Source organism: Nonomuraea spiralis (assembly GCF_014648435.1).
Classification (GTDB): domain Bacteria; phylum Actinomycetota; class Actinomycetes; order Streptosporangiales; family Streptosporangiaceae; genus Nonomuraea; species Nonomuraea spiralis.
The window spans coordinates 506,696-524,947 of the sequence record NZ_BMRC01000002.1 but is presented as its reverse complement, the minus strand read 5'-3'; the positions used below and the strand labels follow the sequence as shown (position 1 = coordinate 524,947).

15 protein-coding genes are annotated in these 18,252 nt (G+C 72.4%); 12 read left to right on the top strand and 3 right to left on the bottom strand.

From position 1 onward, the window contains the following. Positions 1 to 51: 51 nt before the first annotated feature. Complete coding sequence (ctaD, locus tag IEZ27_RS06315; RefSeq protein WP_379478600.1) at positions 52 to 1,788, bottom strand: aa3-type cytochrome oxidase subunit I; 1,737 nt, start codon at positions 1,786 to 1,788, stop codon at positions 52 to 54. A 142-nt stretch (positions 1,789 to 1,930) separates the two neighbouring features. Here ctaD and IEZ27_RS06310 point away from each other — a divergent pair, with 142 nt between their 5' ends. Next, positions 1,931 to 3,136 carry an aminotransferase class I/II-fold pyridoxal phosphate-dependent enzyme gene (locus IEZ27_RS06310; protein ID WP_189646331.1) on the top strand — a complete coding sequence of 402 codons (1,206 nt, stop codon included), beginning with the start codon at positions 1,931 to 1,933 and terminating at the stop codon, positions 3,134 to 3,136. Here the strand turns inward: IEZ27_RS06310 and IEZ27_RS06305 are convergent. After that, positions 3,133 to 3,687, bottom strand: a complete 555-nt coding sequence (locus tag IEZ27_RS06305) for a hypothetical protein (protein WP_189646330.1) — start codon at positions 3,685 to 3,687, stop codon at positions 3,133 to 3,135. The genes IEZ27_RS06310 and IEZ27_RS06305 overlap by 4 nt on opposite strands. A 69-nt stretch (positions 3,688 to 3,756) precedes the next feature. Between IEZ27_RS06305 and IEZ27_RS06300 the strand changes: the two genes are divergently transcribed. From IEZ27_RS06300 to IEZ27_RS06270, 7 genes are all read left to right on the top strand, one after another. Continuing rightward, the gene (locus IEZ27_RS06300; protein ID WP_229823459.1) at positions 3,757 to 5,118 is read left to right on the top strand and encodes an FAD-binding oxidoreductase; all 1,362 of its coding nucleotides are present in this window, start codon (positions 3,757 to 3,759) and stop codon (positions 5,116 to 5,118) included. A 162-nt stretch (positions 5,119 to 5,280) separates the two neighbouring features. Next, positions 5,281 to 7,518 (top strand): serine/threonine protein kinase, encoded by a 2,238-nt coding sequence (locus tag IEZ27_RS53695; protein ID WP_229823454.1) that lies wholly within the window; start codon positions 5,281 to 5,283, stop codon positions 7,516 to 7,518. Positions 7,519 to 7,576: 58 nt separating this feature from the next. Then, on the top strand, positions 7,577 to 8,206 hold the full coding sequence (locus IEZ27_RS06290) for a TetR/AcrR family transcriptional regulator (protein WP_229823442.1): 630 nt from the start codon (positions 7,577 to 7,579) through the stop codon (positions 8,204 to 8,206). A 53-nt stretch (positions 8,207 to 8,259) separates the two neighbouring features. After that, on the top strand, positions 8,260 to 9,792 hold the full coding sequence (locus IEZ27_RS06285; RefSeq protein ID WP_125635796.1) for an acyl-CoA carboxylase subunit beta: 1,533 nt from the start codon (positions 8,260 to 8,262) through the stop codon (positions 9,790 to 9,792). Then, positions 9,789 to 11,720 carry an ATP-binding protein gene (locus IEZ27_RS06280; RefSeq protein ID WP_189646329.1) on the top strand — a complete coding sequence of 644 codons (1,932 nt, stop codon included), beginning with the start codon at positions 9,789 to 9,791 and terminating at the stop codon, positions 11,718 to 11,720. The genes IEZ27_RS06285 and IEZ27_RS06280 overlap by 4 nt, the downstream gene beginning before the upstream one ends. Next, positions 11,717 to 12,478 (top strand): enoyl-CoA hydratase-related protein, encoded by a 762-nt coding sequence (locus IEZ27_RS06275; protein ID WP_189646328.1) that lies wholly within the window; start codon positions 11,717 to 11,719, stop codon positions 12,476 to 12,478. The genes IEZ27_RS06280 and IEZ27_RS06275 overlap by 4 nt, the downstream gene beginning before the upstream one ends. Then, on the top strand, positions 12,475 to 14,190 hold the full coding sequence (locus tag IEZ27_RS06270) for an acyclic terpene utilization AtuA family protein (protein ID WP_189646327.1): 1,716 nt from the start codon (positions 12,475 to 12,477) through the stop codon (positions 14,188 to 14,190). Before IEZ27_RS06275 ends, IEZ27_RS06270 begins: the two co-directional genes overlap by 4 nt. On the opposite strand, the gene IEZ27_RS06265 is transcribed toward IEZ27_RS06270, so the two are convergent. Further along, positions 14,116 to 15,021 carry an ROK family protein gene (locus tag IEZ27_RS06265; protein WP_229823440.1) on the bottom strand — a complete coding sequence of 302 codons (906 nt, stop codon included), beginning with the start codon at positions 15,019 to 15,021 and terminating at the stop codon, positions 14,116 to 14,118. The genes IEZ27_RS06270 and IEZ27_RS06265 overlap by 75 nt on opposite strands. A 48-nt stretch (positions 15,022 to 15,069) precedes the next feature. Between IEZ27_RS06265 and IEZ27_RS06260 the strand changes: the two genes are divergently transcribed. The 4 genes from IEZ27_RS06260 (at position 15,070) to IEZ27_RS06245 (ending at position 18,209) form a co-directional block, all read left to right on the top strand. Further along, complete coding sequence (locus IEZ27_RS06260; RefSeq protein WP_189646325.1) at positions 15,070 to 15,876, top strand: GNAT family N-acetyltransferase; 807 nt, start codon at positions 15,070 to 15,072, stop codon at positions 15,874 to 15,876. 62 nt (positions 15,877 to 15,938) lie between these two features. Beyond that, positions 15,939 to 16,952 carry a phosphotransferase family protein gene (locus IEZ27_RS06255; protein ID WP_189646324.1) on the top strand — a complete coding sequence of 338 codons (1,014 nt, stop codon included), beginning with the start codon at positions 15,939 to 15,941 and terminating at the stop codon, positions 16,950 to 16,952. A gap of 85 nt (positions 16,953 to 17,037) precedes the next feature. Further along, positions 17,038 to 17,298, top strand: a complete 261-nt coding sequence (locus IEZ27_RS06250) for a hypothetical protein (RefSeq protein WP_189646323.1) — start codon at positions 17,038 to 17,040, stop codon at positions 17,296 to 17,298. 59 nt (positions 17,299 to 17,357) lie between these two features. Further along, positions 17,358 to 18,209 (top strand): helix-turn-helix domain-containing protein, encoded by an 852-nt coding sequence (locus tag IEZ27_RS06245; RefSeq protein ID WP_189646322.1) that lies wholly within the window; start codon positions 17,358 to 17,360, stop codon positions 18,207 to 18,209. Positions 18,210 to 18,252: the final 43 nt, after the last annotated feature.

Sequence of the window (18,252 nt, the reverse complement as noted above, 5' to 3'; positions counted from 1 at the left end):
CGCCGCCGCACGACCGCCACCTTCGGGGACCGCGCCGCGCCTTCCGTAAGGTCAGTCGGAGGTGACCGCCGGCGGCGTCTCCGGCTCGGCGGCCGCCACGGTCGCGGGCGCCGCGTCCTCGCGCGGGTAGTGCAGGTCGAACGCGGGCCGCTCGGAGCGGATCGGCGGCATGCTGGTGAAGTTGTGCCGCGGCGGCGGGCAGGAGGTGGCCCATTCGAGCGAGCCGCCGTAACCCCAGGGGTCGTCGAGCGTGACCTTGGGCGCGTGCCTGGCCGTCTTGTACACGTTGTAGAGGAACGGCAGCGTCGAGGCGCCGAGCAGGAACGCCCCGACCGAGGAGATCTCGTTGAGCGTGGTGAAGCCGTCGGCCGCGCTGTAGTCGGCGTAGCGGCGCGGCATGCCCAGCTGGCCGAGCCAGTGCTGGACGAGGAACGTGGTGTGGAAGCCGACGAACAACGTCCAGAAGTGCAGCTTGCCGAGCCGGTCGTCGAGCATCCTGCCGGTCATCTTCGGCCACCAGAAGTAGAAGCCGGAGAACATGGCGAACACGACCGTGCCGAAGACCACGTAGTGGAAGTGGGCGACGACGAAGTAGGTGTCGCTGATGTGGAAGTCGAGCGGCGGCGAGGCCAGGATGACCCCGGTCAGCCCGCCGATCAGGAACGTCACCAGGAACCCGACCGCGAACAACATCGGCGTCTCGAACGATAGGTGCCCGCGCCACATCGTGCCGATCCAGTTGAAGAACTTCACCCCGGTCGGCACCGCGATGAGGAACGTCATGAACGAGAAGAACGGCAACAACACCTGCCCGGTCGCGAACATGTGGTGCGCCCACACGGTCATCGACAGGCCGCCGATGGCGATGGTGGCCCCGATCAGGCTCATGTAGCCGAAGATCGGCTTGCGGCTGAACACCGGGATCACCTCGGTGATGATCCCGAAGAACGGCAGCGCGATGATGTAGACCTCGGGATGGCCGAAGAACCAGAACAGGTGCTGCCACAACAGCGGCCCGCCGTTGGCGCCGTCGAACACGTGCGTGCCGAGCTTGCGGTCCGACTCCAGCACGAGCAGCGCCGCGGCCAGCACGGGGAAGGCCATCAGCACGAGCATGCTGGTCAGCAGGACGTTCCAGGTGAAGATCGGCAGGCGGAACATGGTCATGCCCGGGGCGCGCATGCCGATGATCGTGGAGATGAAGTTGACCGCGCCGAGGATCGTGCCGAGGCCGGACATCACCAGGCCCATGACCCACAGGTCGCCGCCGACCTGCGGCGAGTGCAGGGCCGACGACAGCGGCGTGTAGGCGAACCAGCCGAAGTCGGCCGCGCCGCCCGGGGTGAGGAAGCCGGCCAGCACCATCAGCCCGCCGAACAGGAACAACCAGTACGCCACCGCGTTCAGCCGGGGGAAGGCCACGTCCGGCGCGCCGATCTGCAGCGGCATGACCACGTTGGCGAACCCGGCGAACAGCGGCGTGGCGAACAGCAGCAACATCACCGTGCCGTGGATGGTGAACAGCTCGTTGTACTGCTGCTGGCTGACCACCTGCATGCCGGGACGCACCAGCTCGGCCCTGATGAGCATCGCCATGACGCCCGCGACGAGGAAGAACCCGAAGGAGGTGATCAGGTAGAGGTACCCGATGACCTTGTGATCGGTCGTCGACAGCCAGGAGGCGATGACGGTGCCGGTGCGGCGGCGTCTGACCTGCTCGATCGAGGATTGCCGAACAGTCGTCACGGCTGCTCCCTCCTTCGCGGAGTTGTGCCTGCCCCGATGCATCCCATTCCACGCCAACCATCGCCGGACGGGAAGCGCTTCTTTAGCACGTCTTTGATCCGATGTCCCACATGCCGGTCGATTACCGGCTCTTCCCTGGATTTCTTCTATCCTTTGCACCGAACCGACTCGGAGGAGAGATCTCGTGACCGCACAGAGTGACTACGCCGCCCTCGTCCAACGGGGGCTCTCGCTCGACCTCACCAGGGGCAAGCCGTCACCGCGCCAGCTCGACCTCTCCGACGCCCTGCTCGGGCTGCCCACCTCCCACAAGGCGGCCGACGGCACCGACGGCCGCAACTACGGCAACCTCCAGGGCCTGCCCGAGCTGCGCGAGATCTTCGCGCCGCTGGTGCAGGTGCCCGCCGGGCAGCTCGTCGTGGGCGGCAACTCCAGCCTGACGCTGATGCACGACACCATCGTGCACGCGCTGCTGTCGAAGGTGCCGGGGGCCGAGCGCCGCTGGGTCGAGGAGCCGGAGATCACGTTCCTGTGCCCGGTGCCCGGCTATGACCGGCATTTCACCATCTGTGAGCGGCTCGGCATCAAGATGACGGCCGTCCCGATGGACGCCGGCGGCCCCGACATGGACGTCGTCGAGCGCCTGGTCGCCGCCGACCCGACCATCAAGGGCATCTGGTGCGTGCCGAAGTACAGCAACCCGTCGGGCGTCACCTACAGCGACGAGACCGTGCGCAGGCTGGCCGCGATGCCGACGGCGGCCCCCGACTTCCGGATCATGTGGGACAACGCCTACGCCGTCCACCACCTCACCGACACGCCTGACGAGCTGGCCGACCTGCTCGCGCTGGCGGCCGAGCACGGCAACGCCGACCGCGTGTTCGTCTACGCCTCCACCTCGAAGGTGACGTACGCGGGTTCGGGGGTGTCGTTCTTCGGCTCCTCGCCGGCCAACGTCGAGTGGTTCCTCGCCAACACCGCCAAGCAGTCGATCGGCCCCGACAAGCTCAACCAGCTCCGCCACGTCGAGTTCCTGCGCGACGCGGCCGGCGTGACCGCGCACATGCGGCGGCACGCCGCGCTGATCGGGCCGAAGTTCGAGCTGGTCGACAAGGTGCTGACCGAGCGGCTCGGCGGCCTGGCCACCTGGACCAGCCCGAAGGGCGGCTACTTCATCAGCCTGGAGGTGCCGCACGCCGCCGAGGTCGTGGCCAGGGCCAAGGCCGCCGGCATCGCGCTCACCCCGGCCGGGGCCACCCACCCCTACGGCCAGGACCCGGGCGACGACACGATCCGGATCGCCCCCACCTTCCCCGAGCTGGACGAGCTGGAGCAGGCCATCGAGGGCCTGGCCGTCTGCGTCCGCGTGGTGGCCGACGAACGCGGCTAGATCGCCCGGCCCCTGAAGCCGAAGATGTACTCGCGGGTCTCGCCCGGATGGAACGAGACACCGACCCCCGGCTCGAACGCGACGTTGTCGCGGGCGCAGTAGTACAGCCGTTCCCACACGGCCAGCGCCTTGTCCCGGGCCGGGGCCTCGGCGTGGTCGCGCCTGCGGGCGCCGCGCGCGCCGAGCACGAACAGCAGCCCGAGCCCCCAGAACAGCCCCGTGAGGCAGAAGGGCGCGAGCAGCACCTCGCTCCACTGCGAGTCCTTGCCCATCGCGATCACCAGCGACACGACGAGATGCACCAGGGCCGCCACGCCGAGCAGGATCCACCCCTGGTTCCTGGCCCAGGGCGTGTAGTGGCGGCTGGGGAACGACATCCACACCGCGAGCTGCGTACGGCTCATGACGTGCTTCGACGCGCCCAGCGACGGCGCGGTCGGCAGGTCGGCGATCTCGCGCTGACCGGGCAGCTTCACCCGTCCGATCCGGTATGTGGTCCCTGCGGCGACCGCCCCCGGAACCGCGACGAGCTGGTCAGCCTGCGTACACACCGGACACCTGACTTCCACCCGGGCAGTCTGGCCTTAAGGAACGGTCCGCGCAAACCGTAAGGTTCTAGTGTGAGACCGATTGATGCCCTGGTGAACTCGCTGTCCGAAGCTCGCGTGCTGACCGACCCGGATGTGATCGACTCCTACGCCCGCGACCGCACGTTCGTGGCGCCGGGCAAGCCGCTCGGCGTGGTGCTGGCCGCCTCCCGCGAGGACGTGGTGACGACCATGCGATGGGCCACCGAGCACCGGGTGCCGGTCGTCCCGCGCGGCGCGGGGACGGGGCTCGCGGGCGCGGCCACGGCCGGCGACGGCTCGATCGTGTTGTCGCTGGCCAGGATGACGGCCATCAGGGAGCTCTCCCCCGCCGACGAGATCGCCGTGGTGGAGCCCGGCGTCATCACCGCCGACCTCGACCGGGCCGCCCGCGAGCACGGGCTGATGTACGCGCCGGACCCGTCGTCGTACGAGATCTCCACGATCGGCGGGAACCTGGCCACCAACGCGGGCGGCCTGCGCTGCGTGAAGTACGGCGTCACCAGGGACGCCACGCTCGGCCTGGAGGTCGTGCTGGCCGACGGGCGGATCCTGAACACCGGGCGGCGCACGATGAAGGGCGTCACCGGCTACGACCTGACCGGGCTGTTCGTCGGCTCGGAGGGCACGCTGGGCGTGATCACCGCGGCCACCGTACGGCTGCGGCGGGCGCCCGCGGCGCCGCCCGCGACGTTCGCCGCCGAGTTCGGCTCGCTGCGCGAGGCGGGCGCGGCCGTGTCGGCGATCATGGCCGCGGGCTGCCAGCCCTCGCTGATGGAGCTGCTGGACCGGGCCACGCTGGAGGCCATCGACGACTGGCGCAACATCGGGCTGGAACCGGCCACGCAGGCCATGCTGATCGGCCAGTCCGACGCGGCCGACGGCCAGGCGGTGGCCGCGCGCATGGAACGGCTGTGCCTGGACAACGGCGCCTCGTTCGTGGCGGTCTCCTCCAGCCCGCAGGAGACCGAGGAACTGGTCGGGCTGCGCAGGATGGCCTACCAGGCCAAGGAGCGGCTGGGTGCGTGCCTGGTCGAGGACGTGTGCGTGCCGCGCTCGGCGCTGCCCGAGATGATCACGGCGATCGAGGCGGCGGCGGCCCGGCACGGGGTGCGGATCTGCACGGTCGCGCACGCCGGTGACGGCAACCTGCACCCGGTCTTCATCTTCGAGCACGGCACCGCCGAGCCGCCCGCCGAGGTGTGGGCCGCGGCCGACGAGGTGTTCCGGCACGCGTTGTCGCTCGGCGGCACGCTCACCGGGGAGCACGGCGTAGGTGTGCTGAAGCGGCGCTGGCTGGAACTGGAGTCGGGGCCGGTGGCGGCCGAGGTGCAGCGGGGCATCAAGGCGGTCTTCGACCCGCTGGGGATCATGAATCCGGGCAAGGCCATCTGAATTGTCCAAGCCGTGACCTTGGGCCCCGGCGTGGACACGACCTGCGACGAAACGCTGACATGTCCCGTCAAAGCATGGCACTTACTTTCAGGTCCGGCAGACGTCCCACATGTCACGCTGGTAGCGTTTTGCCCCATCTGCTGGTTGTAATGGGGGTCCGACGTGAATCAGTTCCAGCCGTTGGCGGCGGACGACCCGCGGCGGCTGGGGGCGTACGACATCGTCGCCCGGCTCGGCGAGGGTGGTCAAGGCGTTGTCTACCTCGGCAAGAGCGACTCGGGGGAACAGGTCGCCGTCAAGCTGCTGCACCACGCCCTCGTGGCCGACGCCGACGCGCGGACGAGGTTCCTGCGCGAGGTGGCGGTGGCCCAGCGGGTCGCCCGCTTCTGCACCGCGCCCGTCCTGCACGCCGACCTGGACGGGAGCCGGCCGTACATCGTGAGCGAGTACGTGCCGGGGCCCTCCCTGCGCGAACTCGTCATCAACGAGGGCCCGCGCCGGGGCGCGGCGCTGGAACGGCTCGCGATCAGCACGGCCACCGCGCTGGCGGCCATCCACCGCGCCGGGATCCTGCACCGCGACTTCAAGCCCGCGAACGTGCTCATGGGCCCCGAGGGCCCGGTCGTGATCGACTTCGGCATCGCCCGCGCCCTTGATTCGCCCGGGGCCACGGCCACGGGGATGGCGATGGGCACGCCGTCGTACCTGGCGCCCGAGCAGCTCAGCGGTTCCGCCGTGTCGGAGGCCGCCGACGTCTTCGCGTGGGGCGTCACGATGGTGTACGCCGCCACCGGGAAGCCCGCGTTCGGGGCCGACTCGATCCCCGTGGTGATGAACCGCATCCTGAACGAGGAGCCGCAGCTCGGCGGGATGGAAGGGGAGCTCGCCGAACTGGTCGGCCTGTGCCTGTCGAAGGACCCGGGGCGGCGGCCCGGCGCCGACGAGCTGATCGTCCGCCTCACCGGCCAGCCCGCTCCCAAGGCCGCCATCGAGCCGGTCACGGGGGCCACGGTCACCCGCGTCGCGCAGCCGGGGGCGGCCTCCCCGGCGGGGGCGCCCGTACCGGGACAGGAGGCCTACCCCGGCCCCTGGACCCAGCCCACCGGCCCCAACGCCGTCCCCCCGCAGACCGGCCCCAACGGCCACCCGGCCGCGGCCCAGGCCCCGGGCGGCGCACCCCAGGGCACACCGCACGGCCCGCACACCGGCGCCCCGGCCGGCCCCCACACGGCTGTCCTGCCGGGCGGCGCCCCACAGCCCGGAACCCCCCAAAGCGGCATGCCGAACGCCCCCCACCCGGGCGCACCGGGCGGGCCGCACGCCGGTGTCCCGCACGCGGCCGCGCAGGGCGGCCCCCAAGGCGCACCCCAGGGCGGCGTTCCCGGCGGGCCGGGCGGCCCCCAGGGCGGCGCGCCGCACGGTCACCCGCACGGCCCGCACGGCGGCATGCCGGGCGGCCCCCAGGCGGGACACCCCTCCGCCGCCCAGCCCGGAACCCCGGGCGGGACGCCGGGCAAGCGGCCGGGCAAGGCGCCTGACCGGCAGCGGCGGACGTTGACGTTCGCCCTGTCCGGCGCCGCCGCCGCCGCGCTGCTCGTGGTGGGCGGGGCCGTCGTGGTGCAGGCCAACAGCGGCAAGGTCCCCGTGACCGCCACCGGCAACTCCTCGCAGAACCCGCCGGAGGACGGCCAGGGCGCCGGGCAGCCGGGCGAGCCGCCGGCCGCCGAGGTGACCCCCGACCCGACGACGCTCCCGGCGGAGACCGGCCGGCCCGTGCCCACGCTGGACATCGGCCAGGCCGACCCGCCCAAGAAGGCCAAGCACACCAAGGAACCGGTCATCCAGGTCCCGAACCACCCGGTGACCAGCGTGCCCTCGGCCCAACCGACCACCAAGAATCCCGAGCCCAAGGTCACCCCGACCAAGAAGAAGAAGCCCACGGGCCTGATCGACGGCGAGGACGAGCCCACGGCTCAGCCGACCCCCGGCCCCACGTCGACCGTCCAGCAGCCGGCCAAGAAGCCCACGACGACCAAGACGACCCCCAAGCCCACGGCGAAGCCCACGCTGAAGCCGAACACGTACAGCGTGGTGACCGCGTGCGGCTCGGGCTTCAAGGTGATCGACCAGCACGCGCTGGGCAGCTCGGCCACGATCTACCTGCTCTACAACACCGGCGCGGGCAAGAACTGCGTGGTCACGATGTCGAAGCTGGTGTATCCGAACAAGGTCTCCATGAACGCCACCCTCCAGGTCCAGGGCGGCGCGAGCGGCAGCAACCCGGGCAAGTTCACCGCGTACGCGGGGCCGGTCCGGCTGGCGGCCGTGAAGAAGTGCGTGATCTGGGGCGGTTCGTGGAACTCGCTGAGCTGGAAGTCCGGCTGGAGCCACTGCACCTGACGGGGCCGCGCGGCGGGAGCCCTTCCGTCCGCGCGCGCCGGTCGCTACCGTGGCTGACGTGATCGTCAGGTCCCTGACCCTGCGCGGCAAACGCACCCGGGCCACGCTGCTCGCGGCCGGGCGTGAGGCGTTCGAGGAGCACGGGTACGACGCCGTGCGGATCGACGACGTGTGCGCGCGGGCCGGGGTCTCCCACGGCACCTTCTACACCTACTTCGACTCCAAGGAGGCGTTGTTCGGGGAGGTGGCGCAGGCGGTGGTCGGCGAGATGTTCGCGGCGAGCGCGGTCGGCCCGGCCGCCTCCGGCGACCCCTACGCCCGCATCGAGGCCGCCAACCGCCTCTACCTGCGCGCCTGGGCGGCGAACTCGCGACTGGTCCGCATGGTCGAACACGCCGCCGACGCCGATCCCCGCTTCGGGCGGCTGCTGCTGGAGCTGCGCGAGGCGTTCGTCCGGCGCGGCGCGGACGGGCTGCGCCGCCTCCAGGAGCAGGGCCTGGCCGACCCGTCGCTCGACCCGAGGCTGACGGCCGTCATGCTGGGCGGCATGGTCGAGCACTTCGCGCACGTGTGGCTGGACCTCGGGGAGCGGGCCGGCGAGCAGGACGCCGTCGACCACCTGACCCGGTTGTGGGCGCGGGCCATCGGGTTGACGCCCACGTCGACTTCGTCCCAGGAGGGCCCGTGATCAGGAGCCGGCTCGATCCGCGCGGCGCCGAACATCTCGCCCGGCGCGCGGCCATGCTCGCCAAGCTGGCCGAGCTGGACGCCGAGCACGCCAAGGCGGTGGCCGGCGGCGGCGAGAAGTACGTCGAGCGCCACCGCGGGCGCGGCAAGCTGCCGGCGCGGGAACGCGTCGAGCTGCTGGTCGACCCCGACTCCCCGTTCCTGGAGTTGTCGACGCTGGCCGCGTGGGGCAGCGAGTTCCAGGTGGGCGCGGGCATGGTCACCGGCATCGGGGTGATCGAGGGCGTCGAGTGCCTGATCACCGCGAACGACCCCACGGTCCGGGGCGGCGCGTCCAACCCGTGGACGCTGCGCAAGTCGCTGCGCGCGGCCGAGATCGCGCTGGCCAACCGGCTGCCGTACGTGAACCTGGTCGAGAGCGGCGGCGCGGACCTGCCGTCGCAGAAGGAGATCTTCATCCCGGGCGGCCGGATCTTCCGCGACCTGACGCGGCTGTCGGCGGCCGGCGTCCCGACGGTCGCGCTGGTCTTCGGCAACTCCACGGCCGGCGGCGCGTACGTGCCCGGCATGAGCGACTACGTGGTGATGGTCCGCGACCGCGCCAAGGTGTTCCTCGGCGGGCCGCCGCTGGTGAAGATGGCGACCGGCGAGGAGTCCGACGACGAGTCGCTGGGCGGCGCCGAGATGCACGCCAGGACCAGCGGCCTGGCCGACTACCTGGCCGAGGACGAGCACGACGCGCTGCGCGTCGGCCGCGCGATCGTGCGCTCGCTCAACTGGCGCAAGCAGGGCGTCGCGCCGCTGCCCGCGCGCGAGCCCGCCTACCCGGCCGAGGAGCTGCTGGGGATCGTCCCGGAGGACCTGAAGGTGCCCTTCGACCCGCGCGAGGTGATCGCCCGGGTGGTGGACGGCAGCGAGTTCGAGGAGTTCAAGCCCCTGTACGGCCCCTCGCTGGTGACCGGCTGGGCGCGGGTCCACGGCTACCCGGTCGGGGTGCTGGCCAACGCGCGCGGCGTGCTGTTCAGCCAGGAGTCGCAGAAGGCCACCCAGTTCATCCAGCTCGCGAACCAGTCGCGCACGCCACTGCTGTTCCTGCAGAACACGACCGGCTACATGGTGGGCAAGGACTACGAGCAGGGCGGCATCATCAAGCACGGCGCCATGATGATCAACGCCGTGTCGAACTCGACCGTGCCCCACCTGACCGTGGTCATGGGCGCCTCCTACGGCGCGGGCAACTACGGCATGTGCGGGCGCGCCTACGATCCCCGGTTCCTGTTCAGCTGGCCGAGCGCCAAGTCGGCGGTGATGGGCCCGGCCCAGCTCGCCGGGGTGCTGTCGATCGTCGGGCGGGCCGCGGCGCAGGCCAGGGGGCAGGTCTACGACGAGGAGGCCGACGCGGCGATGCGTGCCATGGTGGAGTCCCAGATCGAGGCGGAGTCGTTGCCGTTCTTCCTGTCGGGACGGCTCTACGACGACGGGGTGATCGATCCGCGCGACACCCGTACGGTGCTGGGCATGTGCCTGTCGGCGGTCAACAGCGCGCCGGTGCCGCCGGCGGCGGGGTTCGGGGTGTTCCGACCGTGATCACCCGTCTGCTCGTGGCGAACCGCGGCGAGATCGCCCGCCGCGTCTTCCGTACCTGCCGCTCGCTCGGCATCTCCACGGTCGCCGTCTTCTCCGACGCCGACGCGCGGGCGCCGCACGCCCGCGAGGCCGACCTCGCCGTACGGCTCCCCGGGGTGCGTCCGGCCGAGACGTACCTGGACGTGGAGCGGATCATCGAGGCGTGCCGGGCCTCCGGCGCCGACGCGGTGCACCCCGGCTACGGCTTCCTGTCGGAGAGCGCGGTGTTCGCGCGGGCGGTGCTGGACGCCGGGCTCACCTGGGTCGGGCCGCCGCCCGAGGCGATCGCGGCGATGGGCTCGAAGATCGCGGCGAAGCGGCTGATGGCCGAGGCCGGGGTCCCGGTGCTGCCCTCGCTCGACCTGGCCGCGCCGGGCGAGTTCCCGCTGCTGGTGAAGGCGTCCGCCGGCGGGGGCGGGCGCGGCATGCGCGTCGTCAGGGACGCGGACGCCCTCGCCGCCGAGGTGGAGTCGGCCCGCCGTGAGGCCGAGGCGGCCTTCGGGGACGGCGCCGTCTTCGCCGAGCCGCTGCTGGAGGCCGCCCGGCACGTCGAGGTGCAGGTGCTGGCCGACTGGCACGGCACGGTGTGGGCGCTCGGCGAACGCGAGTGCAGCATCCAGCGCCGGCATCAGAAGGTCGTCGAGGAGTGCCCGTCGCCGGGTGTCTCGGAGGCGACCCGCGAGCTGCTGTGCGCGGCGGCCGTCCGCGCGGCCCGCAGGATCGGCTACGTCGGGGCGGGCACGGTCGAGTTCCTGGTCAAGGGCGACCGGGTGGCGTTCCTGGAGATGAACACCCGGCTCCAGGTCGAGCACCCGGTCACCGAGCTGGTCTTCGGCGTCGACCTCGTACGGCTGCAACTGGAGGTGGCCGAGGGCGCGGCCCTGCCGCCCGGGCCGCCCGAGCCGCGCGGCCACGCGATCGAGGTACGGCTGTACGCCGAGGACGCCGCCTACCTGCCGCAGACGGGCGTGTTGCGGCGGTTCGAGGTGCCGGGGGACGTACGGGTGGACTCCGGGGTCGAGTCCGGGTCGGAGGTGTCGCCGCACTACGACGCGATGCTGGCCAAGGTGGTCGCGTTCGGGGCGACAAGGACGGAGGCGGCGCGGAAGCTGGCCGCGTCCCTGCGCCGGGCCCGGCTGCACGGCGTCACGACCAACCGCGGCCTGCTGGTGGACATCCTGACCAGCCGGGCCTTCCTCGAAGGCGACACCGACACCGCCTTCCTCTCCCCCGGCGGCCCCCTGAGCGCACCCTCGCCCCTCGCGGCCGGTTCGCCGGTGTCGCGGGCGGGCGGGGACCTGCCGGCCGGTCCGCCGGTGGCGCGCGGGGAGTTGCCGGCGTTGGCCGCCGCGCTGGCCATGGCCGCCGGACGCCGCCGCGACGCCGCCGTCCTGGCCGGGCTGCCCGCCGGCTGGCGCAACGTACGCTCCCAGCCCGTACGCGCCCGCTTCGAGGAGGCCGAGGTCGTCTACGACCCGCTGCCCCCGGGCGTCACGGCGGTCTCCGCGCGGCCCGAGGAGGTGGTCCTGGAACACGACGGCGTACGGCAGACCTTCCAGGTCGCCCGGTACGACGGCGACGAACGGGTCTACGTCGACTTCCCCGCGGGCTCGGCGGTGCTGACCCCGGTGCCGCGCCTGCCCGAACCGGTCGAGCACGTGGCCCCGGGCTCGCTGCTCGCCCCCATGCCGGGCAGCGTGCTGCGGGTCGAGGTGGCCGAGGGCGACACGGTGGCCGAGGGGCAGGCGGTCCTGGTGCTGGAGGCGATGAAGATGGAGCATCGCATCGCGGCACCGGCGGCCGGCGTGGTCTCGGACGTGTACGTCGAGAAGGGACAGCAGGTCGAGGCGGGGGCCGTGCTGGCGATCATCCAGAAGGAGAGCTCATGACGAGCCTGGTGCACAAGGAGCTGGCGGACGGCGTGGCCACCGTCACGCTCGACTCGCCGGCCAACCGCAACGCGTTGTCCAGGCGGCTGCTGGCCGAGCTGGCCGGGCATCTGCGGTGGGCGCTGGACGAGCCGGCCGCGCGGGTGATCGTGCTGACCGGCACCGGCCGGGTGTTCTGCTCGGGCGCCGACCTGAAGGAGCAGCGCGGCGACCCGGACGCGCCGGTGACGGCGTCGTTCCCGGAGATCATGACGCTGCTCTGGGAGAGCCCGAAGCCGGTGATCTGCCGCCTGAACGGCACGGCCCGCGCCGGCGGCCTCGGCCTGGTCGCCGCGTGCGACTTCGCGATCGCGCCGGACACGGCGTCGTTCGCGTTCACCGAGGTGCGTCTCGGGGTCGTGCCCGCGATGATCTCGGTGCCCGTGCTGCGCAGGCTGGACCCGCGGGCGGCGGCCGAGTACTTCCTGACCGGCGAGGTGTTCGACGCGGCCACGGCGGCCAGGATCGGCCTGCTGACCAGGGCCGTGCCCGAGGAGGAGCTGGACGCCGCCGTACGCCACTACGCCGGCCTGCTGGCCAGGGGCGGCCCCGAGGCGCTGGCCATCACCAAGCGGCTGGTCAGGGAGGTCCCCGCGGTGTCGTTCGAGGAGGGGCTGCGGCGGATGAGCGAGTTGTCGGCCGAGCGGTTCACCTCGGCCGAGGGGCAGGAGGGCATCGCGGCGTTCATGGACAAGCGGCCGCCCAAGTGGGTGCCGTGAGCGCGCTGCGCGTCGCGAACTGCAGCGGCTTCTACGGCGACCGGCTCTCGGCGGCCAGGGAGATGGTCGAGGGCGGCCCGATCGACGTGCTCACGGGCGACTGGCTGGCCGAGCTGACCATGCTCATCCTCGCCGGGAACCGCCTCAAGGGCCGCCCCGGTTACGCGCCCACGTTCCTGCGCCAGCTTGAGGACGTCCTCGGCCCCTGCCTCGACCGCGGCATCAGGATCGTGACGAACGCGGGCGGCCTCGACCCGGCGGGCTGCGCGGAGGCCGTGCACGAGCTGGCCGCCCGGCTGGGCCTGTCGCCCAAGGTCGCCCACGTCACCGGCGACGACCTCATGGGCCGCCCGCTCGACCTGGTCAACGCCGACACCGGCGAGCGCGCCCCGGCCGCTCCCCTGACCGCCAACGCCTACCTCGGCGGCCGTCCCGTCGCCGCCGCGCTGTCGGCGGGCGCCGACGTCGTGGTGACCGGCCGCGTGACGGACGCCGCCCTGGTCACCGGCCCCGGCATCTGGCGGTACGGATGGGGTCCCGGCGACCTCGACGCGCTGGCCGGGTCGGTGGTCGCGGGCCACGTCATCGAGTGCGGCTGCCAGGCCACGGGCGGCAACTACGCCTTCTTCCAGGACGTGCCCGACCTGGCCCACTGCGGCTTCCCGATCGCCGAGCTGCGCGCCGACGGCTCGTCCGTGATCACCAAGCATCCGGGCACGGGCGGCCTGGTCTCGGTCGGCACGGTCACCGCGCAACTCGTCTACGAGCTGGGCGGCCCGCGCTACCAGGGCCCCGACGTCGTCGCCAGGTTCGACACGATCACCCTGTCGGACGACGGGCCCGACCGGGTGCTGATCTCCGGTGTGCGCGGCGAGCCGCCGCCGGACACGCTCAAGGTCGCCGTCAACTTCCCGGCCGGCTACCGCAACACGATGACGCTGGTCCTGACCGGCCTGGACGTCGAGGCCAAGGCGCGGGCCGCCGAGGAGGCGATCTGGGCGCGGGTGCCGCGTGAGTCCTTCGACCAGGTGGACGTGACGCTGACGGACGCGGGCCTGCTGCGGATCACCGTCATGGACGCCGACCGGCGCAAGGCGGGCCGGGCCTTCTCCTCCGCCGTGGTGGAGACCGGCCTGTCCAGCTACCCGGGCTTCTACGGCCTCACCCCGCCCGGCGACGCCTCCCCGTACGGGGTGTACTGGCCGGTGCTGGTGCCCGCGTCGGAGGTGCGCCCGCGGGTCTTCCTGGACGGCGAGGAGCTGCCCCCGGTCGTCCAGGGCGAACCGGTCCCCGGGCCGATTCCCGCGCCGATTCCCGGGCCCGCGCTTCCTGAGCCGCCCGGCGGGCCCGTCGTACGCGCGCCTCTGGGCCGGGTCGCGGGGGCGCGCTCCGGCGACAAGGGCGGCAACGCCAACCTCGGCGTGTGGGCCGCGACCGCCGAGCGGTACGCCTGGCTCGCGGCCACCCTCACCACCGACCGGCTGAAGTCCCTGCTCCCGGACCTGGCCCCCCATCGGATCGACCGCCACGAGCTGCCCAACATCAGGGCGCTCAACTTCGTCGTCCACGGCCTGCTGGGCCGGGGCGTCGCGGCCAGTCCGCGCATGGACCCACAGGCCAAGGCCCTGGGCGAGGAGCTACGCGCCCAGGTCGTCGACGTCCCCGCCGCCCTGCTGCCCCAGGGCGCGGCGGGCGAGGAGCCCGGCGCCTAGCAGCCCGGCGTCCACGCCGAGCGCCGAGACCCGTACCTCGGGCGCGGGGCGGAAGGTGAGCCGGGCGGCCAGCCGGGCCCGCAGCGGGGCCACGAGGGCGTCCCCCGCCAGCGACAGGCCGCCGCCGATGACGATCATCGCGGGGTCCAGCACCAGCGTGTACGTGGCCAGCGCCAGGGCGAGCGCCTCGACCGCCTCCGCCCACACCCGCGCCGCCGGCTCGTCCCCCGCCGCGGCCCGGCGGACGACGTCCTCGGCGGTGGTCTCGCCGGCGCGGGCGGCGATCGAGGCGGCCGAGGCGTAGGCGGCCAGGCAGCCGCGCTGGCCGCACGGGCAGGGCAGCCCGCCGGGACGCACCGGGATGTGCCCGATCTGCCCGGCCCAGCCGGCGGCGCCGCCGTACAGGGAGACGGACAGGACGACGGCTCCGGCGATGCCGGTGCCGATCGGCAGGTAGAGCGCGTCGGCGGCGCCGGGGCCGTGGGCCAGCTCCGCCTCGCCCGCCGAGCGCACGTCGTGGCCGAGGGCGAGCGGGAGGCGTCCGTCGGAGAACGCCGCGGCGGGTACGTCCCGCCAGCCGAACGCGGCCGAGAAGACCGCCTTCTCGGAGGTGACCAGGCCGGGGACGGCCAGCCCGACGGCCGCCGGTCGCAGGAGGGTCCCGGCGACCGTGCGCGGCCGGCTCAGGTCGGCGACGAAGGCGGAGATCGCGGCGATCACGCGGTCCGGTCCCTCGGTGCGGGGGGTGGGACGGCGTTCCCGGTGGAGGATGGCGCCGTCCGGGGCGATCAATCCGCCCTTCAGTGTCGTACCGCCCACATCTATCGCCACAACACACGTCATCCCCCCATAATCTCCCAATACGGGAGGATGTCCTCCATGACGCTGCGTCGGCTGACATTTGATGATCTAGAGGACTGCTCCCGGCTGGCCGAGGACCGTAACTGGGGGGCCGAGCGGCACAAGTGGCGGCTGCTGTTCGAGGTCGGGGAGCCGTACGGCATCGAGGCCCCCGACGGCGACGGCCTGGCCGCCACGAACGTCCTGACCCCCTACGGCGACGACCACGCGGTGATCAGCATGGTCCTGACCGCCTCCAGGTACGCCCGGCGCGGCCTGGGCCGCCAGCTGATGAACCACGTGCTGGAACGCGCGGACGGACGCGCGGTCTCGTTGTACGCCACCGAGCACGGCCGCCCGCTCTACGAGGAGTTCGGCTTCCGCGTCGCGGGCATGACCGCGACGCGGACCGGCGTCTTCCACGGCGAGCCGTCGGGCCGCACCCGCCCGGCGACGCCGGCCGACCTGGAGGCCATCCTCGCCCTTGACGCCGAGGTGTTCGGCACCGACAGGTCGCCGGTGCTGCGCCGGATGTCCGGCTTCGGCGAGGGCGTCAGGATCGCCGACGGCGGCTACGCCCACCGCTGGGACAACGACGGCACCACCGCCATCGGCCCGGTCGTGGCGCGGGACGAGCGGACCGCGCGGGACCTGATCGGCGACCTGGCCCTGGACGCCGGTCGCAAGATCAGGATCGACCTCGACCTGGACCGGGAGGACCTGACGCGCTGGACCGAGGAGCACGGCCTGACCCGGGCGTTCACGTGCGCGCACATGGTGTGGCACGGCGACCTGCCGGGAGACCGGTCGCGGCAGTTCCTGCCGTTCATGCTGGCACTGGGTTGACCGGTCGCCCGGGGCTCTCGTAGGTTGGGGCCTCCAGAATATCGTTCTGTCGAAGGACGGCCATGACCTCCACCCACATCGACGTCACCGCCATCGACCTCGGCGAACTCGGCGCGTGGATGGACGCCGAGGGCCTGCCGGGCGGGGAGATCACGGAGGTCGCGCCGGTCCCGGGCGGCACGCAGAACGTCATGGTCCACTTCGAGCGCGGCGGGCGGCCGTACATCCTGCGCAGGCCGCCCGCGCACGCCCGGCGCAAGAGCAACGAGGTGCTGCGGCGCGAGGCGCGACTGCTGGCGGCGCTGCGCGGCACGGCGGTGCCGGCGCCGCGGCTGGTGGCCGCGCAGACCGCACGGGAGCCGGTGTTCTACCTGATGGAGCCGGTGGCGGGCGTCAACCCCTCGACCGGGCTGCCCGAGCCGCACGCCTCCGACCCCGCGATCAGGCACCGGATGGGCCTGGAGGCCGCCGCCGCGCTGGCCGAGCTGGGGCGGGTCGATCCGGAGGTGCTGCCGGGGTTCGGCCGTCCCGAGGGCTTCCTCGAACGGCAGGTGCCGCGCTGGCTGAAGGAGCTCGACTCCTACGGCGAGCTCGACGGCTACCCCGGCCCCGACATCCCCGGCCTCGACGCCACCGCCGCCTGGCTCACCCGCCACCGGCCCGCCGCGTTCGTCCCGGGGGTCATGCACGGCGACTACCACTTCGCCAACCTCATGTTCGCCCTCGACGGGCCGCGGGTGGCCGCGATCGTGGACTGGGAGATGTGCACGATCGGCGACCCGCTGCTCGACCTGGGCTGGCTGCTGGCCACCTGGCCGGCGAACAACGGGCACGTGCCGGGGTTGCCGCCGGAGCGGGAGCTGGTCGCGTACTACGCGGCGCTGTCGGAGCGCGACCTGTCGGCGATCGACTGGTACGCGGTGATGGCCTGTTTCAAGCTCGGCATCGTGCTGGAGGGCACGCACGCGCGGGCGTACGCCGGGAAGGCGCCCCGGGACATCGGCGACCTGCTGCACGCCACCACCCTCGGCCTGTTCGCCCGTGCCCGCGACATCATGGACGGCTCGCTGCACTGAACTCGATCCGGAAAAAGGATCACACCACACCCCCAAATGCGTACAATTGCGCGCAATTGCATCTGGTATTCGGGGAAGGATCGTCATGCGCATGCGGTTCCTCGGCTCCACCTCGGAGGCGGGCGCCTGTCCCACCCTGTACGAAACCGATCGCGGCACCATCGTCGTCCAGGGACTTCAAGTCACCGACCCCGAGGCGCTCGCGGACCTGCGCGACGTGCTCGAGGGGGAGGGCGCCGTCGAGGTGCCCCGCGAGCTCCTCACCGAGATCGCCCGCCGGGTGCTGCCCGGCGGATCAGCCGACGCCGTGCCCACCAGCGACGGAACACCGTCGGCCACCGCTTGATCACAATTGCGCGACTGGGCCTGGCATGATCGGCGCCCGCGGGGCTAGCCTCTTGCCGCGTGACGTCCTTTCAGCAGGCGCGCATCGACCTCGGCAGCCAACTGCGTCAGCTGCGCGAGGCCGCCCATCTGTCGGGCAAGGACCTGGCAGAGCGGCTGCGCTGGCAGCCGTCCAAGGTCTCCCGCCTGGAGAACGCCAGGCAGACGGCGACCGAGGATGACGTGGTCGTGTGGGCGCAGGCCGTCGGGGCCGCGCCCGACACGACCGACGAGCTGATCAGGCAGGCGATCGCGCTGCTGGAGCGGCACGACGACTGGAAGCAGCGTCACCGCAGCGGCCTGGCCGCCCTCCAGGAGGACATCCGCGACCTGGAGGCGCGCACGAAGCTGTTCCGCGTCTTCGAACCGGGCATCGTGGTCGGCCTGCTCCAGACCTCCGAGTACGCCCGGCACGTGTTCCGCAAGGTCAGACGCCTCTACAGCGCCGACGACCAGATCGACGCGGCGGTCCGCGTGCGCATGCAGCGCCAGGAGATCCTCTACGACCGCACGCGCACGTTCAGGTTCGTGGTGCCGGAGTCGGCGCTGCGCAGCACGCTGGCCCCGGCCGGCGTCATGCGCGGCCAGCTCGACCGGTTGCTGGCCGTCAGCACGCTGCCCAACGTGGAGTTCGGCGTGATCCCCTTCGGCACGGAACTGCCGTCCGCGCCGATCAACGGGTTCTGGATCTACAACGAGGCCATGGTCGGGGTCGCCACGATGACCAAGGACCTGGTGCTGCGCGACCCCGACGACATCGCCTTCTACGTACGGGCTTTCGACGACTACGCCAAGGTGGCGGAGTTCGGGGAGCCGGGGCGCGATGTCATCATCCGTATTCTTAACGAATACCGGCAACAAACCCCACATTAACCTCAGCAATTGCTTGCCACCCGCCGCAAGATCGTGCAATTCT